The organism is Citricoccus sp. I39-566, assembly GCF_031432995.1.
Taxonomy (GTDB): domain Bacteria; phylum Actinomycetota; class Actinomycetes; order Actinomycetales; family Micrococcaceae; genus Citricoccus; species Citricoccus nitrophenolicus_A.
In genome coordinates, this window is the sequence record NZ_CP133842.1 from 3,240,526 (window position 1) to 3,263,236 (window position 22,711).

The window sequence follows — 22,711 nt, forward strand, 5'->3', positions numbered from 1 at the left end:
CCAGGGGGTTCACACATCGACGCAGACACCCATAGCGTGGCGACCATGAAAGCACTCACTTGGCAAGGCAAACGGCACGTCACCATCGAGAACGTCCCGGATCCGGTGATCCAGGCACCCACGGACGCCATTATCCGCATCACGTCCTCGGCCATCTGCGGCTCCGACCTGCACCTCTACGAGGTCCTCGGCCCGTTCATGGACAAGGACGACATCCTCGGTCACGAGCCCATGGGCATCGTCGAGGAGGTCGGCTCGGGGGTGACCAACCTCTCCCCCGGTGACCGCGTCGTCATCCCCTTCACCATCTCCTGCGGACACTGCTGGATGTGCGAGCGCGGACTGCAGTCCCAGTGCGAGACCAACCAGGTCCGCGAGCAGGACTCAGGCACCACCCTGTTCGGCTTCTCGCGGCTCTACGGCTCCATCCCCGGTGGCCAAGCCGAGTACCTGCGGGTCCCCAACGCGGACTACGGGCCCATCAAGGTTCCCCACACCGGTCAGGACGAGCAGTGGCTCTACCTCTCGGACATCCTGCCCACCGCCTGGCAGGGCGTGCAGTACGCCCAGGTACCCGAGGGCGGCTCGCTCGCCGTCATCGGCCTGGGCCCGGTCGGCCAGTTCGCGGCCCGGATCGGCAAGCACCTGGGCTACCGGGTGATCGGCGTGGACCCGGTGGCCGAGCGCCGGGGCATGGCCGAACGCCACGGCATCGAGACGGCCGACCAGGACGAGCACCTCGTCGAGCGCCTGCGTCTGGCCACGGATGGGCGCGGCCCCGACGCGGTGCTGGACGCCGTGGGGATGGAAGCGCACGGTTCGCCGGTCGCGGGAGTGGCCCATGCCGCCGTCGGGCTCCTGCCGGACGCCATCGGCCGACTGGCCATGAAAACCGCCGGGGCGGACCGGCTCGACGCCCTGCAGACCTCCATCGAAGCCGTACGGCGCGGCGGGACCATCTCCCTGTCCGGCGTCTACGGTGGCATGGCGGACCCGATGCCGATGCTGACACTCTTCGACAAGCAGATCGCCCTGCACATGGGCCAGTGCAACGTGAAGCACTGGATCGACGACCTCATGCCCCTGGTGGACGACCCCTCCGATCCGCTCGGCGTCCTGGACCTGGCCACCCACCAGGTGCCGTTAGACCGCGCCCCGGAGATGTACGAGACGTTCCAGAAGAAGGAGGACGGCTGCATCAAGGTGGTCCTCAAGCCCGAGCTCAGCACCAACGCCACGGGTGGCACGGAGGGCACGACCACCAGGTTCCCCGCGGACGCCGGATCCCACGAAGCCGACGGCGGTCGCTGATGCGCGTCGTCGTCCTCGGTGCCACCGGCAACGCGGGCACCGCCCTGCTGCACCGGCTCCAGGCCGCCAAGGCCGCCGGCGAGGTGGACTCGATCGTCGGGGTCTCCCGGCGCGGCCCGGACCGTGCCGGCCCGCCCTTCGAGGGCGTGGAGTGGCTGAAGATCGACGTCACGGATCCCGATGCCGGCCCGCGCCTCGAGACCGCGATGCGCGGGGCGGACGCGGTGGTCGACCTGGTGTGGGTGATCCGTCCCAACCGGGACCGCGGCTTCCTGCGGGCGGTCAACGTGGAGGGCAACCGCACGGTGTTCCAGGCGGTGGCCCACGCCGGGGTCCCGCACCTGGTCTACGCCTCCTCGATCGGAGCCTACGGTGCCGGGTCCAAGGAGGTGGGGGTGCCCGAGTCGCACCCGACCACCGGGACGCCCACCTCCCACTACGGGGCGCAGAAGGCCGAGGTGGAGTCCCTGCTGGACGCGTTCGAGGCGGAGAACCCCGAGGTGCTGGTGACCCGCCTGCGGCCGGGACTGATCTTCGGGGCGGTGCCCGCACCGGAGATTAAGGACTACTTCATCGGGGATCTGCTCCCCGCCGGGCTACTGACCTGGCTGCTGGCCGTGGGGCGGCTGCCGGTGCTCCCGTTCCCGGCCGGCATCCGCTTCCAGGCCGTGGCGGCCGTGGACATCGCGGAGGCGTACTGGCAGGTGGTCCGGCAGAAGGCGGGCGGCGCCTTCAACGTGGCCGCCGAGCCCGTGCTGGATGCCCAGACCATGGGCCAGCTGCTGGGTTCTCGCCGGTACCTGGAGCTGCCGGTGGGCGTGTTCAAGGCGCTGGCGGCTCTGACATACGCGGCGCGGCTACAGCCGACGGACCCGGGCTGGGTGGACATGGCCACAACGGTGCCGATCATGGACACTTCTCGTCTGCGCGAGGTGACCGGGTGGAAGGAGACCGTCAGCTCGCAGCAGGCGATCCGGGCGTTGCTGGATCACTTCGACGGCAACGAGGGGCTGGGCAACGCGGGGCACCGCTCGAGCTCGCCGCTGGAATAGCCAGGAGGATCCTCAGCTCACCAGGATCTGCGTCGAGTTCTCCTTGATCGCCGCGTTGGCCCACTTCATCTGCCGCTGGGTGTCCGGGTGGCAGCGCTGGGCCAGGGCGAGCAGGTCGAGGTGCTGGATGCCCTGGGCCGCCTGGGCGAGCATCTCCCAGTCGGCCGAGACGCCGCAGGCCTGGATGTAGATCTGCCGCAGGTCGTGCAGCAGGGCCAGCTCGGGGAAGCCCTTGCGGCCCAGCAACTCGCTGGCGCGCTCCCTCAGCCGCCGGCCCATCGCGAGCTCGGCCTTCGGCTCCCGGTCCAGGTCCTGGCCGTAGTCCCGGGCGATGTCCGCGATCTCCCGGACGTGCTGCCGGGACCACTCGGCCAGATCCTGGCCCAGGTGGTAGATCGAGTGGTCCACCCGGTGGCGTTCGGAGGCGTGCAGCAGCTCCTGGGCGAGGTCGTGCTCGGAGCGGTGCAGCTCGTGCAGGACGAGTCCGATCCTCATGACGCCCTCCCCTCGGCCCCCGCGGGACCGCCTGCGCCGGCCAGCTGTTCGTCTGCGTGCGCGGTGTGGTCCCCCGCCGTGCGGAAGCCGACGTCGCGCACCGGGGCCGAGGCCGTCGTCGTGGGTGCCGGGGCCGGGCCCTGCCCGTCCGCGAGCCGCCGGATCCGGGCGGCCGCCGTCTTGAAGATGGGCTGCTTGGAGACCGCGTCCCAGTCGGTGAGGGTCAGCTCGTTGGCCGCCCGGCCGTCGTCGAGCGGGGCATAGCCGCCGCCGGTGTCCCAGTAGCCGTAGTGGAACGGCAGGAACAGCACCCCGGGGCGGATGCCGGTGATCCGTGCCTGGGCCCGGACCGCGCCCCGCGGCGTGGCGACCTCGGTCAGATCACCCTCGCCGATCCCCAGCGCGTCCGCGTCCGCAGCACAGAGCTCCACCCAGACCTCGGGGGCGGCCCGTTGCAGCTGCGGGGCGCGGGCCGTCTTGGTGCGGGTGTGGAAGTGGTAGAGCGTCCGGCCGGTGATCAGTTGCAGCGGGAAGTCCTCGCCGGGCTGCTCGTGCGGGGGCAGGTACGCCGCCGCCTTGATCACGGCCTTCGCGTCCGGGTTCAGCGCCTGGTACTCCCCCGGCTCCAGCGGGGCGCCGGTGACCAGGTCCTTGCCGAAGCTCTCGCAGTAGGCGGCATCGCTGAAGAAGGCGCCGTCCACGTAGAGCCGCTCGGTGCCGTCCGGATGCTCCTCGGTGCAGGGCCACTGGATGCCCGAGGCCCCGCGCAGCTTGGCATAGCTCAGGCCCGAGTAGTCGCAGGGGCGCCCGCGCGAGCACTCCTTCCAGGCTTCGAACGCCGACTCCGGGTCATGCCACGTCACCAGCGGTCCACCGTCCTGGTCCCGCAGGTCCAGGCGGCGGGCGTAGTCCAGGAAGATGTCCAGGTCCGCCCGCGCCTCGCCCGGCGGCTCCACCGCCTTCTCGGACAGGTGCACCGTGCGGTCCACATTCGTGAAGGTCCCGGTCTTCTCGCCCCAGGTGGCGGCCGGAAGCACGACGTCGGCCAGCTGGGCCGTCTCGGTCAGGTACAGGTCCTGGACCACCAGGAACAACCGCTCCTGCTCGAGGATGGAGCGGATCCGGCCCAGTTCCGGCAGGGAGACGGCAGGGTTGGTGCCGCTGACCCACATCAGCCGGATGGAGCCGTCCTCGGCGTAGCGCAGCATCTGCATCGCATGGGTGGGCGGGCCGTAGTGCGGGATCCGGGAGGGCTCCACGTTCCACACCCGGGCCAGGTCCGCCACGTGCTCGTCATTGGACCAGTTGCGGAAGCCCGGCAGGTCCCCGTCCCCGCCGCACTCGCGCGTGTTCTCCGCCGTGGGCTGGCCGTTCATCTGCAGGATCCCGCAGCCCGGGCGGCCGAGCATGCCGCGGATCAGGTGCACGTTGTTGACCTGCACGGCGGCCGCGGTGGCCTGATGGGACTGGTAGAAGCCCTGCAGCACGGTGGAGAGCAGCCGCTCGGAGCCGCCGATGATGCGGGCGGCCTCGCGGATCTGCTCCGGGGGCACGTCGCAGATCCGGCCCGCGTGCTCGGGCGTGTACTCCTGGACCCGCTGCTCCAGTTCCGCGAAGCCGACCGTGTGGGCGTCGAGGTAGTCCTGGTCCGTGTGGCCGTGGGCGATGAGCTCGTGCAGCAGGCCGTTCATCAGCGCCACGTTGGTGCCGGGCTTCGGGGCCAGGTGCACGGCGGCGTGGCGGGCCACCTGGGTGGGGCGCGGGTCCACGCAGATCAGCTGGGGCGGGTTGGGGCCGGCGAGGCGGTCCAGGATGCGCATCCACAGCACGGACTGGGTCTCGGCCATGTTGTGCCCGTAGAGGGCGATGACGTCCGCGTGGTCGATGTCCGTGTAGCTGCCCGGCTGGCCGTCGCAGGCGAAGGACTCCTTGAGGGCCGCGGCGGCGGTGGCCGTGCACAGGCGGGTGTTGCCGTCCACGTGGTTGGTGCCGAGGCCGCCGTGGGCGATCAGTCCGAGCGTGTAGTACTCCTCGGCGAACAGCTGCCCGCTGGTGTAGAAGCCCAGGGCGCTGGCCCCCTGCTCCTCGAGCAGCTCCTGCGTGCGGGCGACGATCCGGTCCATGGCCGTGTCCCAGTCGGTCTCCACCAGCTCGCCGTCCACCCGGACGAGCGGACGGGTGAGCCGGTCCGGGGAGGCGTTGGCCTGCCAGCCGTAGAGGTCCTTCACGCCGAGCCGGCCGTGGTTGACCCGGTCCCCGGCCCGGCCCCGCACCCCGGCGATCCGCCCGTCCTTCACGGCGACGTCCAGGGCGTCCCCGTTGGAGTGCAGGATCGAGGCGGTCTGGACCCATCGGTCCACCTCGCTCGGGTCCAGCCCCTCCTCCAGGTGGGTGTCCACCCGCACGGGCCAGGACTCTCCGGCGGCGTAGGGGGTGCGGGTGCCCCAGGGCTCGGCGATGCGATCTGTAGTAGTCACCCACCCATTGCTACGCCCGTCTCGTGGAGTGCACAAGGGTGCCTGCGCCGGTCAGTCCACCCACTCCACGCCTCGCGGCAGGGGCAGGGCGCCGGACGGCGCCTCATCGAGCATGGCTCGGAAGGCCCGCAGCGCGGACGAGACCGGCCGCTCGCGGTGCGCCAGGATGCCGAGGGTCCGCTTGACGGCCGGGGAGGTCACCGTCACGTCGGCGATCCCGGCGAAGCCCACCAGCGGGACCACCAGGGCCGGCACCACGCTGATGCCCAGCCCGGCGGCGACCATGCCACCCACGGCCGCCACGTTCCGGGCGTCCACCACCACGTGGGGCACCTCGCCGAAGGCCGCGTCCAGGTGGGCGCGGATGCTGCTGGAGGTGTCGAACCGGATGAACGGCTCCTCCCGCAGCTCCTGCCACGCCAAGGACTCCCGGGCCGCGAACGGATGCTCCGGGGGGCACAGGCACCGGAAGGCGTCCCGGACCAGCGGCGTGAAGCTCAGTGGGTGGCGCGCCTCGGGCTCCGTGCCCTCCGGTCCGGCCGCCGTGAGGCCCAGGTCCACCTCGCCGGCCAGGACCATCTGCTCCACCTGGGCATGCAGGCCGTCGTGCACGATCACCTCGCAGTCCGGATGGGCCTGCCGGAAGGCGGCGACCACCGGCGGCAGCAGCGTGGCGGCGGCGGTGGGCAGGGCGCCGATCCTGACGGTCCCCCGACTGCCGCTCTGATACCCCTCGATGTGGCGCATGCCCGTCTCGTAGGCTTCCACGAGGGACTCCGCGATCCGCACGACCTCCTCGCCCAAGGGGGTGAGGGCCACGTGGCGGGTGCTGCGGTCGAACAGCTGGCCGCGGACGCGCGCCTCCACCTCCGCCACGGTGCGGCTGAGGGCGGACTGGGACAGGTGCAGCACCCGGCCTGCCTGGGAGAAGGACCGCTCCCGGGCCACCACGACCACGGCGCGCAATTGCTGGACGGTGAGGTTCACGCCTCCCACTCTCGCCGGTCGTATTGATGAGCGCAATGCATGAGTCAATGCGCTTTCGATGTTTGTGCTGCACATGTGCCGCGCGTCACACTCGAAGGCATGACCTCCAGGAGATCCCCATGCTGACGATTCTGGGCTTCGCCACCATCGTGGTATTCCTCGTGCTGACCATGACCAACCGCGTCTCGGTCCTCATCGGGCTGATCGCCGTGCCCGTGGTGGCGGCCCTGATCGGCGGCTTCGGCCCGCAGCTCGGGGAGCTCTCCACCGAGGGCATCCTCCAGGTGACCCCCGTGGCGGTGATGATCACCTTCGCCATCCTGTACTTCAGCCTGATGATGGACGAGGGGCTCTTCGACCCCGCCATCCGCCGGATCCTGCGCTGGGTGAAGGGCGACCCGGCCCGCATCACCGTCGGCACCGCCGTCCTCACCATGCTGGTGGCCCTCGACGGCGACGGCGCCACCACCTTCCTCATCACGGTCTCCGCCATGCTGCCGCTCTACCAGCGCCTCGGCATGCGGCCCCTGGTGCTGGCCGGCGTGGTGGGACTGGCCGCCGGCGTCATGAACATCCTGCCCTGGGGCGGCCCCACCGCCCGCGCCATGGCCGTGCTCAACGTCGGCATCGACGAGATCTTCATCCCGGTGATCCCCTCGCTGATCGCCGGCATCGTCTGGATCCTCGCCGTGGCCTGGTACCTGGGCCTGCGCGAGCGCCGCCGCATCGGGGTGGCCAGCCTGAGTGCCGATGAGCTGGAGCACGTGGTCGCCGGCGTCCGCGGCAACGGCGGAGGCGCCGGGGCAGGTGCCGGGACGGGCTCCGGCGGCGGCTCGGCCGCCGCTGTTGACCTGGCGCACGACGGCGGCCCGGCCGGCCGGCGTGCGACGCCCCGCTGGCGGATGGTCGCCAACCTCGTGCTGACCCTCGTCCTGCTCGCCGCGCTGGTGGCCCACATCCTGCCCCTGCACGTGCTGTTCATCCTGGGCTTCGTCATCGCGCTGATCTACAACCGCCCGCGGTGGGCGGACCAGCAGCGACTGCTGGAGGACCACGGCAGGGCCGTGCTGCTGGTGATCTCCATGATCTTCGCCGCCGGCATCTTCACCGGGGTGCTGGGCGGGACCGGGATGATCACCGCCATGGCGGACTCCCTGGTGAGCGTGATCCCCACCGGACTGGCCAACCTGCTGCCGCTGCTGACCGCGCTGACCAGCATGCCGATGTCCCTGATGTTCACCCCGGACGCCTACTACTTCGGCGTCCTGCCGGTGCTGGCCGAGACCTACGCGGCCTCCGGCGGGGACCCCTCCGCCATCGGCCGTGCCGCCATCATGGGGCAGATGACCACCGGCTTCCCCCTGAGCCCGCTGACCGCGGCCACCTTCATCCTGATCGGCCTGACCTCGGTCCAACTGGGCGAACACCAGAGGTTCCTGTTCGGCTGGGCCTTCGGCACCACCCTCGTCATGACGGCCGTGGCGATCCTGACGGGAGCGATCCCCCTATGAGCATCATGAATGCCGAAAGAGCCACGAGCACGGACCGCTCCCCCACCGTCCGCCTCGGGGCCGGCGCGGGCTTCGCCGGTGACCGGATCGACCCGGCCCTCGACCTCGCCGAACGGGGTCAGCTGGACTACCTCGTCTTCGAATGCCTCGGAGAGCGGACCATCGCCGCCGCCCACGCCCGTCGGCTGAGCAGTCCCGGCAGCGGCTACGACCCGCGGCTGCTGGCGCGGATGCGCGCCGTGCTGCCCGCCTCCCGCGCCGCCGGGACCCGCATCATCACCAACAGCGGCGCCGCCGAACCGCTCGCGGCCGGCCGGGCCGTCACGGAACTCGCCCGGGAACTGAGCCTGACCGGGCTGAGGGTGGCCGTGCTGACCGGCGACGACGTCCTGGAGGCCGTGCGCAGCGCCCGTCCGGTGGACGCCGAGACCGGCGAACCCCTGGACCTGGACGCCGCCGTCTCCGCCAACGCCTATCTGGGCGCGGAGGGGATCGCGGACGCCCTGAGCGAGGGGGCCGACGTCGTGATCACCGGCCGGGTCTCCGACCCGGCCCTGTACCTCGGCCCCCTGATGCACGAACACGGCTGGACGCCCGGGGACGTGGAGCTGCTCGGGCGCGGCACCCTGGTGGGACACCTGCTCGAATGCGCGGGGCAGCTGACCGGCGGGTACTTCGCCGATCCGGGCCCCAAGCCCGTCCCCGGCCTGGACCGGCTCGGCTTCCCCTTCGCGGACGTGGACGCCCGGGGCGAGGCGCTGTTCCGGAAGCTGCCGGACACCGGCGGGCTGCTCACCCCGCAGACCTGCGCGGAGCAGCTGCTGTATGAGGTGGACGACCCGGGCGCGTACCTGACGCCGGACGTGGTGGCGGACTTCTCCCGGGTCTCCTTCACCACCACCGGGCCGGATGCGGTGCGGGCCACCGGGGCCACGGGGCGCTCCCGGCCCGCCCAGCTGAAGGTGACCCTCGGCTACCGGGGCGGATGGCTCGGCGAGGGGCAGATCTCCTACGCCGGCCCGCGCGCGCTGGAGCGGGCGCGGCTGGCCGGCGAGGTCACCCGGGCGCGGCTGCAGCGGGTCCACGGGCTGGCCGAGGAGGCGGTCGAACTCGAGTACATCGGGACCGGTGCGGCGTTCCGCGGGCTCGGTGCTGTTCCGGAGTCCCCGCCCGAGGTGCGGCTGCGGGTCAGCGCCCGCGTGGACGAGGAGCAGCAGGCCGCGGCGGTGCCGTGGGAGGTCGAGAGCCTGTACACGAACGGGCCGGCCGGCGGGGGCGGTGCCCGCGGATCCGTCACCGAGCAGGTCAGCATCCGCTCCTGCCTGCTGGACCGCCACCTGGCCCCCTACACCACCACGATGCTGGAGGCATGATGATCCTCGACGACCTGGCCACCGTCCGCGCCGGCGACAAGGGCGACGCCCTGATCCTGGCGGTCTTCCCCCGGGACGAGGAGGCGTACGCGGTGCTGCGTCAAGGGGCGACCGAGGAACGGGTGGCCGCGCACTTCCAGTGCAGCCCGGGGCAGGTCCGGCGCCTGGAGCAGACAGTGGTCCGGGCCTTCGTGTTCCGGTTGGCCGGCGTCCTGGGCGGCGGCGTCACCGGCAGCGCCACCCTGGACGGGCACGGCAAGACCCTGAGCTACCACCTGGCCACCCTCCCCCTGCCCCCATCACGGCCGCGATAGCTGCCGATCCGCTCGGCGCGTTGCTCAGGGGGCGAGGAAGCGGGTATCCATCGTGGCGTCGCTGATACGGCGGACCCTGGCCTGCTGGTCCTGCGCCTGCTGGTAGAGGTCCTGCATCCGCTGACGGTCCAGGCCGGCGTCGGGAAAGCGCTCCGCCAGCTTCTCCAGGACCGCGTACATGCCGGCCTTGCCATGGAGGGCGCTCTGGAGGATGTCCATCTCCACCTGCGTCATGCCCTCGGTCTTCGATCGGGTGATGTTCACGGGATTCATCCGGCCGGCCGCTCCAGCGGCCACACCGAGGGCGTTCTCCACGATCGACTGCCGGAGCCCGAGCCGATCGATCAGCTGCTCGAGTTCCTCCTTCTCCTCCGTGACCTCGCGGGACAGGTCGCGGAACTCCTGCGCATACTCGGTGCCGTCCCACGTGTCCGCGGCGGCCTTGAACAGGCGGATGCCGCTCTTGGCGCCCAGCAGGTGGTGATTGAGGTAGTCCTGCAACTCGTCCTGGTTGATCTGGTGGAGCTGGCTGGGGTCATGGTGGGAAGTGTCCATGGTCCTTGCCTACGCGTCCTGGAGCCTCAGGGCAAGGGTGGCTGGGCGTGAGTGGGGCTCAGGCCGCGAAGAACTCGGTGACAGTGTCCGCCCACAGCTGCTGGCCGTCGTCGTTCGGGTTGACCTCGTCCACCAGCAGAGACCCCCAGTCGCCAGCCTCCTCGAAGGCGGCGAACACGTCGATCACGGGCAGGCCGCGCTCCTCGGCGGCGGCGCGCATGGCGTCCCGGTTGGTATCGGCGTAGCCGATCCAGGTCGGCAGCGCCGGGTTCTGCGCGGTCAGCACCACGGGGGCGGCGTCCTCGCCGCCGGCGTCCAGGGTCCCGAGCAGCTCGTCCAGGGCGGAGGCCACGACGTCGGGCTGGCCGAAGTGCCCGTAGTTGAGGATCGTCAGGTCGGCCTCGGGCTCGATCATGCCGTCCAGCTCCAGCGGGAAGCCTGGGTTGCCCTCGATGGCGGAGCCGTTCCAGATGGTGATGGTCCGCTCGCCCGCGCCGAAGTCCCGGGTCTGCGGGAACCAGGTGCCGGCCTCCGGGTTCCAGGTGTGCACGCTGACGGAGGCCTCGGCGCCGAGCTCGTCCGCCCAGCGGTAGACCCACTCGCTGCTGGTGTTGGAGGTGGAATCGCCGAGCACGTTGATCACGGCGTCCTCACTGCCGTTGACCACGTCCTGAGCGGCCGCAGTGGCGGCGTCCACCGGGTCCGCGGGGGCGTCCTCCTCGGCGGTCTCGGTGGCCGAGGGGCTGGGCGAGGCCTCGCCCGAACTCGCGGGGGCCTCCTGGGACGGACCGGAGCCGGTGTCCCGTGCGGACTCGGCCTCCGCGCGGTAGTCCTGTTGCTGGGTGAAGAGAACCACGAGCAAGGCCACGATGGCCAGGACCAGCACGATGAGTGCCGTCCACTGCAGCTTGGATGACGTGCCCTGGGTGTTCTTCGGCAGGGATGCCCCTCGTTTGTCTCTCACAAGGGCAGATCCTACCGGTTGTTCAGGAGTCATTCAGGGAACATCCTGTATCGGGCCGGTGCGGGCGCCGGCGCCACGGCCGAGTCGCGCGTCACAGTGGGTGCCGCACCGCATGGATAATGGACTGGTGACTCGATCCGACGCACCCGGCACCGGGCTGCCCCAGGCCACGCCTGTCACCGCAGCCGGTCCCGTGACCTGGGCGGGATCCCCGCCCGAACCGGACTCCGGTGAGAACCACTACTCCCCCTTCGTGGAGCTCGAGCGGGACACCTGGGCGCGCCTGGCCAATGAGATGGAACAGCCCTTCGACCAGGACGACTTAGACCGGCTGCGCGGCATCGGCGAGCACCTCTCCCTGCGCGAGGTCGCCGAGGTCTACCTGCCCCTGTCTCGGCTGCTGAGCATCAACGTGGACGCCGCCGCCCACCTGCGCCGGGCCTCCAACGAGTTCCTCGGGGAGTCCACGCGGCGCACCCCGTTCGTGATCGGCGTCGCCGGCTCCGTGGCCGTCGGCAAGTCCACCACGGCCCGCGTGCTCCAGGAGATGCTGCGCCGCTGGCCCAACACCCCTCGGGTGGAGCTGATCACCACGGACGGCTTCCTCTACCCCAACGCGGAGCTGGAGCGCCGCGGCCTCATGCAGCGCAAGGGATTCCCGGAATCCTATGACCGACGCCGGCTCATGCGGTTCGTCGCCGACGTCAAGTCGGGTGCCCCGGAGGTCCGGGCCCCCATGTACTCCCACCTCACCTATGACATCCTCCCGCACGAGGAGGTGGTGGTGCATCGCCCCGACGTGCTGATCGTGGAGGGACTGAACGTGCTGGCCCCGCCGCGAGTCCGCGCCGACGGCACCGCCGGGCTGAGCGTCTCCGACTTCTTCGACTACTCCATCTACGTGGACGCCAAGACCGCCGCCATCAAGCAGTGGTACACGGAGCGGTTCATGCGCCTGCGCTCCGGGGCGTTCGCGGACCCCAAGAGCTACTTCCACCGCTACTCCACCCTGACCGACGCCGAGGCCACCGCCACCTCCGAGGACATCTGGGACCGCATCAACGGCCCCAACCTCATCCAGAACGTGCTGCCCACCCGCGGCCGCGCCAAGCTGGTGATGACCAAGGACGCCGGCCACACGGTCACCCGCATGCTGCTGAGGAAGGTCTGACGATGTCCACCCCGCGCCGCCCGGCCCGACTCTCCCCCAGGCGCAAAGTGACCATACCCCCACCTATGGGACGGGGTCTCGTCACTTTGTGCCTACGGGCCGGCGTGGTGGGCGGCATCCTGGCGTTGGCACTCACCGGGTGCTCCTCGGCGGAGCCCGATGAACCCCTCGTCCGCTCGGCCACCGTCCAGGCCACGCCCCATCCCTCCGTGACTGCCTCCCCGCCCGTCATGTCCAGCCCGGTCACGCCGTCTGCCACACCGGAGGACACACCGAGCAGCGCGGCACCCGAGGATCCGGAGCTGGACCACGGCTCTCCCAACTCGATCCACGTGCTGGTCAACAAGCAGAACCCCTTGGACCCGGCCGACTACGCGCCGGAGGATCTGAGCGTTCCGGACGTGCCGTCGTCGCGCCCAGGTGCAGAGCTGCGGGACGAGGCCGCCGGCGCGGCCGAGGACCTGTTCTCCGCGGCCGTGCAGGACGGCGTGGACCTGACCCTGCTCAGCGCCTACCGCTCCTACGGGTACCAGCAGGGCACCTACGCCGGCTGGGTGGAGACGTACGGGCAGGCCAAGGCGGACCGCATCTCCGCGCGGCCGGGCTTCTCGGAACACCAGACCGGGCTGGCCATGGACGTGGGCGCCGCGGACGGGGCCTGCGCCCTGGAGCAGTGCTTCGGCGAGACGGCCGAGGGCGCCTGGGTGGCCGAGCACGCCGCCGAGCACGGCTGGATCGTGCGCTACCCCGACGGCGCCGAGGACATCACGGGGTACTCCCCCGAGCCCTGGCACCTGCGGTACGTGGGCACCGAGGCCGACGTCGTTGCCTCAGGAGGAGTGCTGGAGACGGCCTGGGGCTTCGCACCGGCACCGGGCTACTGACGGCCGCTGGCGTCACGCGACGGGTGATGCGCGCGGAGACTGGCCACCGTTCCGGTCATACCGGTAGGGTCCTTCACCGAACCGTAGCCAACAGCCTGCGCACCGCTGGATTTGACCGCCGAATCGCAATGTGAAGTGCGCCCGGCCACGCTGTCCGTTCACCGCCGCACGGCGCACAATTCTTCCACTTGGCGCCGCAGTTGTGGTGCCCCGGGAAGAAGGCACGGCCATGAAGAAACCACTTGCAACCCTCGGGACCTTCGTCCTCGCCGTGGGGCTCGCCACGGGCATGAGTGCAGCCGCCCCACCGCCGGCCACGGCGGCCCCCTACTGCGGCATCACGTGGGGCTCCACCGCCAAGTCGGTCTCCACCATGAGCAGCGCGCAGGTCACCCGGGTCCGCACCGGGCGGCACGACTGCTACGACCGGATGGTGGTGGACCTGAACTACAAGGTCAAGGGCTATGCGGCGCGCTACGGGTCCATCCAGAGGGTGGGCACGGGCACCCATATCCCGATGACCGGCACAGACCTGAGCATCACCGTCTACGCCAACGCCTACACCTCCGCCGGACGACCCACCTACAACCCGTCCAACTGGAACCGGGTGGCCAACGTGGCCGGGTATGACACCTTCCGGCAGGTGGCCTACGGGGGCAGCTTCGAGGGCCACACCGTCTTCGGCATCGGCAACCGTGCCCGGTTGCCGTACCGGGTGCTCATCCTGGACGGCCCGGGCAGCGGCTCACGGCTGGTGGTGGACGTGGCGCATCGGTGGTGAGACTGGGAGCGCACCGGACGTCCGGTGAGGTGGCCCGCCGAACGGAGCGGCAGCACTTCACCGGACGTTCGGCGTGTCGTTCCTACCCCTGACGACCTGGGGCATGGCGCGCGCTTATCCTCGAGCCATGCTCCAGGGATTCAAAGACTTCATCATGAAGGGCAACGTCGTCGATCTCGCCGTTGCCGTGGTCATCGGCTCCGCCTTCGGGGCCGTGGTCACCGCGCTCGTTGACTCGGTGCTCATGCCCTTCATCTCCGCGGTCGTCGGCGCGCCGGACTTCGACTCGTTCGCCGTGGTCACCTTCAACAACAACGACATCCGGTTCGGCGTCCTGCTCACCGCGGTCGTCAACTTCCTGCTGATCGCCGCCGCCATCTACTTCGTCATCGTCATGCCCATGAACAAGATGATCGAGATGCGCAACCGCAAGCTCGGCATCAACCCGGACGCCGTCGAACCCTCCGACGACGTCGTCCTCCTCACCGAGATCCGCGACCTGCTCTCCGCCCAGCGTGGAGGCGGCACCCCGCCCCCGCGCACGGAGGTCTGACGCCCCCAGCGGTCCACTCTCCACTTGCCACCGAAGGACGCGGTGCGGCTCCCCACTCGGGGAGGCGCACCGCGTTCGTTGTACGTTGTCCCCGTCAGGGAACGCACCACACCAGATCTTGCCTGCCGCAGCTTCGACGATGCACTGCGGTTCCACGAGGCCGTTGGGTTCGTCCTGACCTACCGCCGGGAACGACCCAACCCCTACCTGTGTCCGGGGCGGACAGACCAGACATGAGCAACGATTCGTCACTGCTCACCGAGCAAGTACTCCCACTCCTTCAACTGGTCGTACTTGACCAGCGCGGGGGCCTCGACGTCGAATCGATGCGCGCGGCGGCGGAACTCCTCGAGATCTCTCGGCCTCGATTTCATCACGAAGTTCCGCGTAGCGTCGGCGCGCATCGTCAGACGAAGACTACGAGAGGTCAGGGACACCCTTAGCCGCACGGTGCCGTGATCGGAGATGAGCCTGAGGTCAGGGGCCGATGCAGGGCGCCCAGGAGTTGGGCGGGTCCTCACAGGTGGGCAGCTCGATCGCGAAGAGGACCAGGGCGATCAGCGCCCCGACGAGCAGCACCGAGGTGAGGAAGACCGCCCACTGGCGGGCCGGCGTCGGGCCCTGGTTCTCCTCCCCGGCCGCCGCCTCCGACACCGGGTCCGGCTCGGCCACCGTCACGGGCCGTTCAGGCCGGCTCGGCGGCCAGGGCGAGCTCGCGCTGGACTACGGCGGCCAGGTCCTCGGCCTCGCGGCGGGCCTGGGCCTCGTCCGCGGCCTCCACCATCACGCGGACCACCGGCTCGGTGCCGGAGGGCCGCAGCAGCACGCGGCCGGTCTCGCCCAGCCGGGCCTCGGCGTCCGCGACGGCGGCCTGCAGCTCCGGATCCTCGCCCGCGCGGTCCCGGTCCACGTCCTTGACGTTGATCAGCACCTGCGGCAGTCGCTCCATCACGGCCGCCAGCTCGGCCAGGGACTTGCCGCTGGCGGCCATGCGGGCAGCGAGCTGCAGGCCGGTCAGCACGCCGTCGCCGGTGGTGGCGTGGTCGGAGAAGATCACGTGGCCGGACTGCTCGCCGCCCAGGGAGTAGCTGCCGTGCTTCATGGCGGCCAGCACGTACCGGTCCCCCACCTTGGTCTCCACGAGGCGCACCCCCTCGCGCTGCATGGCCAGCTTCAGGCCCAGATTGCTCATCACGGTGACCACCAGGGTGTCATCCTTGAGCCGGCCCGACTCCTTCAGGGCCACGGCCAGGATGCCCATGATCTGGTCCCCGTCCACCACGGCGCCGGTGGCGTCCACGGCCAGGCAGCGGTCCGCGTCCCCGTCATGGGCGATCCCGAAGTCCGCGCCATGCTCCACCACGGCGGCCTGGAGCTTCTCCAGGTGGGTGGAGCCGTAGCCGTCATTGATGTTGATCCCGTCCGGATCCGCGCCGATGACCACGACGTCGGCCCCGGCCTGGCTGAAGACCTCCGGCGAGCACCCGGCGGCGGCACCGTGGGCGCAGTCGAGCACGACCTTCAGTCCGTCGAGGCGGTGCGGCAGGGTCTGGAGCAGGTGCAGGACATAGCGGTCCTCGGCGTCCGCGAAGCGCTGGACGTGCCCCACGTCCGCGCCGGTGGGCCGGTAGGGCTCCTCGTCCATCTGCGCCTGGATGGCGTCTTCCTGCTCGTCCGTGAGCTTCTCGCCGCCGCGGGCCAGGAACTTGATGCCGTTGTCCGGGGCCGGGTTGTGGGAGGCGGAGATCATCACGCCGAAGTCCGCGTCCAGGTCATCTACGAGGAAGGCGGCGGCCGGGGTGGGCAGCACGCCGGCGTCGTAGACGTCCACTCCCGCGCTGGCCAGCCCCGCCGAGACGGCGGCGATGATGAACTCACCGCTGATCCGCGGGTCACGGGCCACCACGGCCACCGGCCGGCGCCCCGCGGTCTCCTGGTGCCCGAGCACCACGGCCGCGGACTGGGCCAACTGGATCGACAGTTCGACGGTCAGGATCCCATTGGCCAGGCCACGGACGCCGTCGGTTCCGAATAATCTGCTCATCACGGTGGATTCTATGCCTCTGCGGCGGGGTTTCCGCGTCACGGCGCGGCGACCTCCGGCTGACTAGCCCGAACCCGGCCGGACGTCGTCGTCCCAGCCCTCCTGCGGGGCCTCGCAGGTCTCCCGGAAGACGAACTGGGAGGGCCGGCGCCGTTCCCGGCTGGACCAGTCGATGGCCGGGCGGTGGGTCCGTTGTGGCAGGTAGCCCAGCCGGTAGACCGCCATCAGCTCCAGCTCGTCCGGCACGTGCAGCATCTGCACGATGCGCTTCCACTGGTGCGGGGCCTCCATGAGGAAGGAGATGAACTGGATGCCCATCCCCAGCTCCACGGTGGTCAGCCAGAGGTTCTCCATGGCGGCGCCCAGGCTGAACACCGAGTAGAAGCCGGAGAGTTCCCCGGGCCGGTACTCGCCGCGCTCCAGCATGACCCCGATCAGCAGCGGGGATCCGGCCACCAGCTTGCGGTTCTCCGCGCCGAGGGTCTGCGGCACCTTCAGCCGGTTCATCAGCTGTTGACCGGAGGGGGTGAACGCCCTGGAGGTGAAGGGGCGCAGCAGGGCCGGCAGCTTGTCGAAGAGCATGCCGCTGCGGGCGGCGTCCATCTCCTTCTGGCTGAACCGGAAGTACTTCTTGTACCGGTCGAAGAAGGTCCCGGCGCCCATCACCTCGGTCATGCTCTCGCCGCTGATCTGCGCCACGGTCTCGATCGTGTCTCGGTCCTCGATGAGCACGAACCGCCACGGCTGGCTGTTGAACTGCGAGGGTGCGGCCGCCGCGGCGCGGATCAGCAGCTGCTGGTGCTCGGCGCTGACGGGGTCCGGCCGGAACGGCCCGTTCGTGGTGCGCCGGTTGAACACGGCATCGAGGAATTCCATGGCTTACCTCCAGGCCAGGACGAGCCCGGCCGCATAGCAGGGGGCCGCCCACAGCGCGTCCCGCGTGTGCCGGCGCAGCGGCCGGGCGCCGTGCCGCTGCAGGAGCATGAGCGGCACGGCGGCAGGGGCCAGCGCGAGGGCGGCCGGTGAGCGGCGGGCGGCACCGGCGACGACGGCCACGGCCGTTGACGTCAGCGTCACCGCATACAGGGCGTGGTGGATCCAGCGGGCACCCGAGGTATCGACCCACCGCAGGGCCACCGCCGCGCCGAGCGCGCCGTTCGCCGTGTAGGCCGCGGCGGCTGCCGTGACCAGCGTGCGCAGTTCCACCATGGTGCTCATGGTGCCACGGCCGTCAGGGCAGGTGGTCCATGGCCTCGCAGGGGTTGGAGCCGGGCTGGTCCCGGTGGATGGCCATGGCGAGCCGGCCGATCAGGGACTCCAGCGCCCCGGACTCGGACTCCTCCAGGCCGGATAGCAGGCCGGCCTCGGCCTCCGCCACGCGCTGCTCGTAGGTGGCCAGGAGTGTGCGGCCGCGCCGCGTGGCCACGATCTTGCGGGCCCGGCGGTCCGAGGGCGCGGGGACGCGTTCCACCACGCCGGCGTCCACCAGGCCGTCCAGCAGGTAGGTGAGGACGGTCCGGTCGATGGCGAGGTGCGCCCCGAGGGCCTGCTGGTTCGGCGGATCCCGGTGGACGACGGCCGAGAGGACCTGGAAGCCGCGGATCCCGGAGGGCATCCCCTCCACGGCGTCCTCGAAAAGCGTCTGGTATCCGCGCAGGACCATGCCCAGGTTCCAGCCGAACTCCCCGGGCACTGCGCGCCCGCTGCCGGGCGCGGCGCCGGCCGGGCCGCCGTCGTGCCCTGTGGTGTTCGTCATGGCGTCCATGATACTCCGGGTGATCGGTTGTCCAGATATTCTTCCGCTCATATAGTCTGTTCCACAACATACTTTGAGCCCGGGAGACACCATGGACATCGGCGCCTACAGCTTCGGCGACACCCCTCTGAACCCGGACGGGTCCCCGCGGGACACCGCCGAGGCCATTACCAACCTGCACGCGGCGATCCTCCACGCGGACGCGGCCGGCCTGGACTACTTCGGGGTGGGCGAGCACCATACCGTGTCCATGCCCGCCTCCTCCCCCGGCACGGTGATCGCCGCAGCGGCCGCCGCCACCCGGCAGATCACCCTGGGCAGCGCCGCCAGCATCATCAGCACGGACGACCCGGTGCGCGTGTTCCAGCAGTTCGCCATCGCGGATGCGGTCTCCGGCGGCGGCCGCGTGGAGATCACCGCCGGCCGGGGCTCCTCCGTGGAGACCTTCCCGCTGTTCGGCTACAGCCTGGACGACTACGACGAGCTCTATGCCAACAAGCTGGACCTGCTGATGACCCTGAACAACGCCACCAGCGAGTCCGTCACGTGGACCGGCGCGCGCCGCCCCGCCCTGCAGGACCTCGCCGTAGTGCCCCGCCCGGTGCACGGACGGCTGCCGATCTGGCTGGCCACCGGCGGCAACGCCGGCTCCTCCGCCCGGGCCGGCCAGCTCGGCCTGCCCGTCTCCTACGGCATCATCGGCGGTGCGCCCCATCGCTTCGCCCCGCTGGCCGATCTCTACCGCCGCTCCGCCGCCCAGGCCGGGCACACCGGGGACCACATCAAGGTTTCCGTGGCCGCACTGGGCCTGGTCGCTCCGACGAAGCAGGAGGCCCTCGAGCGGTTCTACCCCGGCTGGTACAACCTCAACGTGGAGATGGGCCGGCTGCGCGGCTGGCCCGAGCCGGACCGGAACGCCTACCTCGCCCAGGCCGACGCCCCCGGCGCCTACTACATCGGCGACCCGGACGAGGTCGCCGAACGCATCGTCCACCTGCACGGGTACATGGGCCACATGCGCCACTTCCTGCAGATGGACATCGGCGGGTTGCCGCAGGAGCACTTCCTGGAATCCCTCACCCTGCTGGCCACCGAGGTCAAGCCCCGCGTCGAGCGCCTGCTGGCCCGTTCCTAGCGCCGCTCACGGAACCTCGCCCGCCCCATGGTGTACCGCCGCGCCAGCCCGTGCCTCAAGGGCGTGGCGAGGACGGCGCGGGAGGTGAGGTCCCGGGCCGCGAGCACCGGGACGGGCAGGGGCCGGCCCAGCAGCATGTTCACCTCGGCCTGGCGCGCCGCGGCCAGCGCGGCCCGCCTTCGCTGCCGTTCGAACTCCCGCGTCACCGGCCGGTTCCATCCCGGGCCCGACGCCGGCCCGGCACCCTCCCCGGTCACCGCACCGGCCACCGGTTCGGCCAGCAGCGGCGCCAGGGCCAGCGCGTCCAGCCACCCCAGGGTCATGCCCTGACCGCCGAAGGGGCTGATGGCGTGGGCGGCGTCCCCGATCAGCACCGTCCGGCCCGCCGCCATCCGCCGAGCCAGCTGCCGGTAGACGGTGAAGGCGCCGACCATGGTGGCGGTCGCGGGATCCGGTGCGCAGGGCACGCCGGGAACGCTGGGCACGCCGGACGCCGTCAGCCCAGCGCCGCCGGGCGGCCAGCGCTCCCGCACCTTCCCGACCAGCTCCTCCGCGCTCTCCGGCCGCCGACGCGTCCCGGTGTGCACCACCCAGCGCCGCTGACCGTCCGGCAGGGGGAACGACTCGACCACCCCGTCCCGGTGCAGGTGGATCACCGCGGTCGGTCCGGCGCCCGGGCCCGCCGCATCACCGTCCTCCGCGAAGTCCCCCATCAGGTACGCGTCGCCCCACTGCCGCCGGTCCACGCCGATCCCCGTCAGCCGGCGCACCGTGCTGTGTGCCCCGTCGGCGCCGACGACCACGCCGGCCGACCACTCCTGCGCCTCCCCCACCGGTGCCCCCGCGGACCGCACGGACACGCGGACGGGCCGGCCGTCGTCGGGCACGGGGTGTTCCAGCCCCACCACCTCCACGCCGCGGCGCAACGTCCCGGGCGCCACGCGTTCGAGGTGCGCGGCGAGCAGCGCCTCGGTGCGGGTCTGCGGCAGGGTCAGCACGAAGGGGAACCGGGGGTGGGCGTGCTCGAAGGTGATCCCGCCGATCAGTCGGCCGTCCCCGTAGGCGAGCCCGCGGCGGATCTCGAGGCCCTGCTGGCGGGCGGGTCCGTCCAGGCCCAGCACGGCGAGCGCGTCCAGGGCGGGCGGGTGCAGGCCGATCGCCCGCGACTGCCTGGTCGGATGCTCCCGGCGTTCCAGCACCACCACGTCCACGCCGTGGTCCACCAGCAGCCCGGCCAGGAACAGCCCGACCGGCCCGCCCCCGACGATCAGCACGTCAGCGCGCATCCGGCGCCGCCTCCCACACCGCGTCCCTCACCGCGTCCCTCACCGCATCCCAGACCGCCAGGTTCCGCCACGGCGGCTGCGTCTGCACGCGCCAGCCCGGTCGGAGCACGGCGGCGAGCTCGGCCGGGGTGTAGCTGCGGCGGATGGAGGCGAGCCCGTCCGCGCGGATAAAGGAGCCCGGGAACAGCGGCGTGGCCAGCCCGGCGCCGGCGGAGAACAGCCCGTAGGCCACCGGGCCGCGGCGGATATCCGAGTGGATCACGCGGCGGACCGCGAGCGCCTCGGAGTCGGCCAGCACGGCCTCCAACGCGCCGGGGTCCAGGTGGTGCAGCAGGTGGTTGGAGAGCACGACGTCGAAGCGCCGGCCCTCGCGGACCAGGTCACCGCTGGTGCCCCGCCGGTAGTCCAGGCCCGGCACCTGCCGGCGGCCGCACGCCCAGCGGTGGGCCCGCGCGTCGGGGTCCAGGGCGGTGACGCGCACTGTGAAGCCGTCCCGCCGGGCCCGCTGCGCCAGCGCCCGGGCCACGTCCCCGCCGCCGGAGCCGATGTCCAGGATGCTGGCGCTCCGGCTCTCGGCCAGCAGGGGCCGGATCAGCGTGCGGTAGGTCAGCTGCCAGCCCGCGACCACGGGGTTGACCACCGCGAAGCCGCGGTAGGTGCGGTGCAGCGCGTCCAGGTCGCAGTCCGGAAGGTCCATCAGTTCGACGGTGTCCGGCCGGCGCACGGAGAGGTCGGGCAGGCCCGGGAGCGGCATCATGCCGGGGCGACCAGGGTCATCAGCGCCGACTCCACCGTCAGCCCCGGGCCGAAGGCCATGGCGCAGACGCGCTCGCCGTCCCGGTCTGACGCATTTCCCGCGCCCGCCGCGCCCGCCGCGCTCGCCGCGTCCTCGAGGATGTGCTGCAGCACGAACAGGACGGTGGCGCTGGACATGTTGCCGTAGTCGCGCAGGGTGTCCCGGGCGGGCACCAGCTGCTCGTCGCTCAACTCGAGGCGGGCCTGCACCTTGTCCAGGATGCTGCGCCCGCCGGGGTGGATGGCCCAGTGCTCCAGCTCCGCGTAGGGCCGGGCGGCCAGCGGCGGCCCGCCGGCAGGGCCAGTGGCGCGGTCGGCGGCGAACAGGGGTTCGAGGGCGCCGGTGATGTGGTCGTCGATGATGTGCGGGACATAGGTGCCCAGGATCATCTCGAAGCCGTGGTCGCCGATGTTCCACGCCATCGCCTCCTCCCCCACCGGGGTCAGCACCGTGGCGAAGCCGTCCAGCCGCAGCGCCGGCCCACTGCCCGCCGGCACCGGCCGGTCCGCCCCCGTCACCACCGCGGCCCCCGCCCCGTCCGAGAACAGGGACGCCCCCACGATGGTGTCCTGGTCATTCGCCACGCGCACGTGCACGCTGCACAGCTCGGCGGACACCACCAGCACGACGGCGGCCGGATCGGCCTCGCAGATGTCCGCGGCTTCCCGCAGGGCCGGGAGGGCCGCATAACAGCCCATGAATCCGAGGTGGATGCGCTTCGTGGCGGCCGGCAGGCCGAGCCGGCGGACCAGCTGGTAGTCCGGCCCCGGGGAGAAGAAGCCCGTGCAGGAGACCGTGATGACGTGCGTGATGTCCTCGCGGGCGACGTCCGGGCAATCGGCCAGCGCCCCGGCGGCCGCCTCTTCGTACAGGTCGGCCGCGTGCTCGGTGTAGACGGCGTTGCGGGCCCCGGTGCTCGGGTTGAGGATGTGGCCGGTGTCCGGGTCGAAGAACAGGCCGTGCCCGGCACCGGGATCCGCTCCGTCTCCCTCACCGGAACCGCCACCGTCGCTGGGAGCCGGCCGGCCGCCGTCGTGCGCTGGTTCTTCTGGCTCCCACTCCCGCACCACCGTGTGCCGGCGCTCGATCCCGGAGGCGTTGAACGCCGCGGTCACGAGCCGCTGGCCGAGCCGGCTGAGCCCCGGCTGAGCCGCGAGCGCATCACGCACCCGGTCCTGGTGCAGCACGGTGGGCGGGACGGCGGTGTGCAGGGACCTCAGCAGGGCGGGCATCCCCCATGGTGTGCACCCCCGGCCCGCGCAGACA

The 22,711-nt window shown here is 71.4% G+C and carries 24 protein-coding genes; 10 read left to right on the forward strand and 14 right to left on the reverse strand.

Translation table 11 applies throughout. The features are described 5' to 3' along the window. Nucleotides 1-45: 45 nt before the first annotated feature. Complete coding sequence (locus tag RE421_RS14815) at nt 46-1,311, forward strand: zinc-dependent alcohol dehydrogenase (protein ID WP_309811668.1); 1,266 nt, start codon at nt 46-48, stop codon at nt 1,309-1,311. Then, nucleotides 1,311-2,363, forward strand: a complete 1,053-nt coding sequence (locus tag RE421_RS14820; RefSeq protein WP_309811671.1) for an NAD-dependent epimerase/dehydratase family protein — start codon at nt 1,311-1,313, stop codon at nt 2,361-2,363. Before RE421_RS14815 ends, RE421_RS14820 begins: the two co-directional genes overlap by 1 nt. A 12-nt stretch (nt 2,364-2,375) precedes the next feature. On the opposite strand, the gene RE421_RS14825 is transcribed toward RE421_RS14820, so the two are convergent. Genes RE421_RS14825 through RE421_RS14835 form a run of 3 tightly spaced genes read right to left on the reverse strand, consistent with a single transcriptional unit; the run spans nt 2,376 to nt 6,322 of the window. Further along, the gene (locus tag RE421_RS14825) at nt 2,376-2,858 is read right to left on the reverse strand and encodes a hypothetical protein (protein ID WP_309811674.1); all 483 of its coding nucleotides are present in this window, start codon (nt 2,856-2,858) and stop codon (nt 2,376-2,378) included. Continuing rightward, entirely contained in the window at nt 2,855-5,335 is a 2,481-nt protein-coding gene (locus tag RE421_RS14830) for a nitrate reductase (protein WP_309811676.1), read from the reverse strand. Before RE421_RS14830 ends, RE421_RS14825 begins: the two co-directional genes overlap by 4 nt. Before the next feature lie 51 nt (nt 5,336-5,386). Beyond that, the gene (locus RE421_RS14835) at nt 5,387-6,322 is read right to left on the reverse strand and encodes a LysR family transcriptional regulator (RefSeq protein WP_309811679.1); all 936 of its coding nucleotides are present in this window, start codon (nt 6,320-6,322) and stop codon (nt 5,387-5,389) included. Nucleotides 6,323-6,441: 119 nt separating this feature from the next. On the opposite strand from RE421_RS14835, the gene RE421_RS14840 reads away from it, so the two are divergent. Genes RE421_RS14840 through RE421_RS14850 form a run of 3 tightly spaced genes read left to right on the forward strand, consistent with a single transcriptional unit; the run spans nt 6,442 to nt 9,520 of the window. Beyond that, on the forward strand, nt 6,442-7,833 hold the full coding sequence (locus RE421_RS14840) for a citrate:proton symporter (protein ID WP_309811682.1): 1,392 nt from the start codon (nt 6,442-6,444) through the stop codon (nt 7,831-7,833). Further along, a complete protein-coding gene (locus RE421_RS14845) occupies nt 7,830-9,206 on the forward strand; it encodes an acyclic terpene utilization AtuA family protein (protein ID WP_309811685.1) in 1,377 nt (458 codons plus the stop codon). Before RE421_RS14840 ends, RE421_RS14845 begins: the two co-directional genes overlap by 4 nt. Further along, nucleotides 9,203-9,520: a hypothetical protein gene (locus RE421_RS14850; protein ID WP_309811688.1), complete on the forward strand. Its 318-nt coding sequence runs from the start codon at nt 9,203-9,205 to the stop codon at nt 9,518-9,520. The genes RE421_RS14845 and RE421_RS14850 overlap by 4 nt, the downstream gene beginning before the upstream one ends. Nucleotides 9,521-9,544: 24 nt before the next feature. Here RE421_RS14850 and RE421_RS14855 read toward each other — a convergent pair whose 3' ends face one another. Continuing rightward, the gene (locus tag RE421_RS14855) at nt 9,545-10,075 is read right to left on the reverse strand and encodes a hypothetical protein (protein ID WP_309811691.1); all 531 of its coding nucleotides are present in this window, start codon (nt 10,073-10,075) and stop codon (nt 9,545-9,547) included. Nucleotides 10,076-10,133: 58 nt separating this feature from the next. After that, entirely contained in the window at nt 10,134-11,039 is a 906-nt protein-coding gene (locus RE421_RS14860; RefSeq protein ID WP_309811694.1) for an SGNH/GDSL hydrolase family protein, read from the reverse strand. Between the two features lie 112 nt (nt 11,040-11,151). Between RE421_RS14860 and coaA the strand changes: the two genes are divergently transcribed. From coaA to mscL, 4 genes are all read left to right on the forward strand, one after another. Continuing rightward, a complete protein-coding gene (coaA, locus tag RE421_RS14865) occupies nt 11,152-12,210 on the forward strand; it encodes a type I pantothenate kinase (protein WP_396134519.1) in 1,059 nt (352 codons plus the stop codon). 65 nt (nt 12,211-12,275) lie between these two features. Next, nucleotides 12,276-13,094, forward strand: a complete 819-nt coding sequence (locus RE421_RS14870) for a D-alanyl-D-alanine carboxypeptidase family protein (RefSeq protein ID WP_309811696.1) — start codon at nt 12,276-12,278, stop codon at nt 13,092-13,094. Nucleotides 13,095-13,323: 229 nt separating this feature from the next. Further along, on the forward strand, nt 13,324-13,875 hold the full coding sequence (locus RE421_RS14875; RefSeq protein ID WP_309811699.1) for a hypothetical protein: 552 nt from the start codon (nt 13,324-13,326) through the stop codon (nt 13,873-13,875). A 127-nt stretch (nt 13,876-14,002) separates the two neighbouring features. Beyond that, complete coding sequence (mscL, locus tag RE421_RS14880; RefSeq protein ID WP_309811702.1) at nt 14,003-14,428, forward strand: large conductance mechanosensitive channel protein MscL; 426 nt, start codon at nt 14,003-14,005, stop codon at nt 14,426-14,428. 248 nt (nt 14,429-14,676) lie between these two features. Here the strand turns inward: mscL and RE421_RS14885 are convergent, their stop codons facing one another. The 6 genes from RE421_RS14885 to RE421_RS14910 form a co-directional block, all read right to left on the reverse strand. Further along, a complete protein-coding gene (locus tag RE421_RS14885; RefSeq protein ID WP_309811704.1) occupies nt 14,677-14,805 on the reverse strand; it encodes a hypothetical protein in 129 nt (42 codons plus the stop codon). Between the two features lie 100 nt (nt 14,806-14,905). Further along, a complete protein-coding gene (locus tag RE421_RS14890; RefSeq protein ID WP_309811706.1) occupies nt 14,906-15,106 on the reverse strand; it encodes a hypothetical protein in 201 nt (66 codons plus the stop codon). 7 nt (nt 15,107-15,113) lie between these two features. Further along, entirely contained in the window at nt 15,114-16,472 is a 1,359-nt protein-coding gene (glmM, locus tag RE421_RS14895; RefSeq protein ID WP_309811709.1) for a phosphoglucosamine mutase, read from the reverse strand. Between the two features lie 63 nt (nt 16,473-16,535). Continuing rightward, nucleotides 16,536-17,348: a nitroreductase family protein gene (locus RE421_RS14900; protein ID WP_309811712.1), complete on the reverse strand. Its 813-nt coding sequence runs from the start codon at nt 17,346-17,348 to the stop codon at nt 16,536-16,538. A 3-nt stretch (nt 17,349-17,351) separates the two neighbouring features. Continuing rightward, nucleotides 17,352-17,690 carry a hypothetical protein gene (locus tag RE421_RS14905; protein ID WP_309811715.1) on the reverse strand — a complete coding sequence of 113 codons (339 nt, stop codon included), beginning with the start codon at nt 17,688-17,690 and terminating at the stop codon, nt 17,352-17,354. A gap of 13 nt (nt 17,691-17,703) precedes the next feature. Beyond that, on the reverse strand, nt 17,704-18,228 hold the full coding sequence (locus tag RE421_RS14910) for a MarR family winged helix-turn-helix transcriptional regulator (protein WP_309811717.1): 525 nt from the start codon (nt 18,226-18,228) through the stop codon (nt 17,704-17,706). Nucleotides 18,229-18,319: 91 nt separating this feature from the next. Between RE421_RS14910 and RE421_RS14915 the strand changes: the two genes are divergently transcribed. After that, a complete protein-coding gene (locus RE421_RS14915) occupies nt 18,320-19,363 on the forward strand; it encodes an LLM class flavin-dependent oxidoreductase (protein ID WP_309811721.1) in 1,044 nt (347 codons plus the stop codon). Here RE421_RS14915 and RE421_RS14920 read toward each other — a convergent pair. The 3 genes from RE421_RS14920 to RE421_RS14930 are packed head-to-tail and all read right to left on the reverse strand — an operon-like array spanning nt 19,360 to nt 22,677. Then, nucleotides 19,360-20,649, reverse strand: coding sequence for an NAD(P)/FAD-dependent oxidoreductase (locus tag RE421_RS14920; protein ID WP_309811724.1), 1,290 nt, complete (start codon nt 20,647-20,649; stop codon nt 19,360-19,362). The genes RE421_RS14915 and RE421_RS14920 overlap by 4 nt on opposite strands. Further along, on the reverse strand, nt 20,639-21,406 hold the full coding sequence (locus RE421_RS14925; protein WP_309811727.1) for a methyltransferase domain-containing protein: 768 nt from the start codon (nt 21,404-21,406) through the stop codon (nt 20,639-20,641). The genes RE421_RS14920 and RE421_RS14925 overlap by 11 nt, the downstream gene beginning before the upstream one ends. Then, nucleotides 21,403-22,677, reverse strand: a complete 1,275-nt coding sequence (locus RE421_RS14930) for a type III polyketide synthase (protein ID WP_309811729.1) — start codon at nt 22,675-22,677, stop codon at nt 21,403-21,405. The genes RE421_RS14925 and RE421_RS14930 overlap by 4 nt, the downstream gene beginning before the upstream one ends. Nucleotides 22,678-22,711 lie beyond the last annotated feature (34 nt).

Excerpts from the sequence above, each read along its gene's own strand:
- mscL (WP_309811702.1), top strand. The coding sequence starts at position 14,003 with ATGCTCCAGGGATTCAAAGACTTCATCATGAAGGGCAACGTCGTCGAT.
- RE421_RS14900 (WP_309811712.1), bottom strand. The coding sequence starts at position 17,348 with ATGGAATTCCTCGATGCCGTGTTCAACCGGCGCACCACGAACGGGCCG.
- RE421_RS14910 (WP_309811717.1), bottom strand. The coding sequence starts at position 18,228 with ATGACGAACACCACAGGGCACGACGGCGGCCCGGCCGGCGCCGCGCCC.
- RE421_RS14870 (WP_309811696.1), top strand. The coding sequence starts at position 12,276 with ATGGGACGGGGTCTCGTCACTTTGTGCCTACGGGCCGGCGTGGTGGGC.
- RE421_RS14820 (WP_309811671.1), top strand. The coding sequence starts at position 1,311 with ATGCGCGTCGTCGTCCTCGGTGCCACCGGCAACGCGGGCACCGCCCTG.
- RE421_RS14845 (WP_309811685.1), top strand. The coding sequence starts at position 7,830 with ATGAGCATCATGAATGCCGAAAGAGCCACGAGCACGGACCGCTCCCCC.
- RE421_RS14825 (WP_309811674.1), bottom strand. The coding sequence starts at position 2,858 with ATGAGGATCGGACTCGTCCTGCACGAGCTGCACCGCTCCGAGCACGAC.
- RE421_RS14875 (WP_309811699.1), top strand. The coding sequence starts at position 13,324 with ATGAAGAAACCACTTGCAACCCTCGGGACCTTCGTCCTCGCCGTGGGG.
- RE421_RS14855 (WP_309811691.1), bottom strand. The coding sequence starts at position 10,075 with ATGGACACTTCCCACCATGACCCCAGCCAGCTCCACCAGATCAACCAG.
- RE421_RS14920 (WP_309811724.1), bottom strand. The coding sequence starts at position 20,649 with ATGCGCGCTGACGTGCTGATCGTCGGGGGCGGGCCGGTCGGGCTGTTC.
- RE421_RS14850 (WP_309811688.1), top strand. The coding sequence starts at position 9,203 with ATGATGATCCTCGACGACCTGGCCACCGTCCGCGCCGGCGACAAGGGC.
- RE421_RS14915 (WP_309811721.1), top strand. The coding sequence starts at position 18,320 with ATGGACATCGGCGCCTACAGCTTCGGCGACACCCCTCTGAACCCGGAC.
- coaA (WP_396134519.1), top strand. The coding sequence starts at position 11,152 with ATGGATAATGGACTGGTGACTCGATCCGACGCACCCGGCACCGGGCTG.
- glmM (WP_309811709.1), bottom strand. The coding sequence starts at position 16,472 with ATGAGCAGATTATTCGGAACCGACGGCGTCCGTGGCCTGGCCAATGGG.
- RE421_RS14930 (WP_309811729.1), bottom strand. The coding sequence starts at position 22,677 with ATGCCCGCCCTGCTGAGGTCCCTGCACACCGCCGTCCCGCCCACCGTG.
- RE421_RS14815 (WP_309811668.1), top strand. The coding sequence starts at position 46 with ATGAAAGCACTCACTTGGCAAGGCAAACGGCACGTCACCATCGAGAAC.
- RE421_RS14905 (WP_309811715.1), bottom strand. The coding sequence starts at position 17,690 with ATGAGCACCATGGTGGAACTGCGCACGCTGGTCACGGCAGCCGCCGCG.
- RE421_RS14840 (WP_309811682.1), top strand. The coding sequence starts at position 6,442 with ATGCTGACGATTCTGGGCTTCGCCACCATCGTGGTATTCCTCGTGCTG.
- RE421_RS14925 (WP_309811727.1), bottom strand. The coding sequence starts at position 21,406 with ATGATGCCGCTCCCGGGCCTGCCCGACCTCTCCGTGCGCCGGCCGGAC.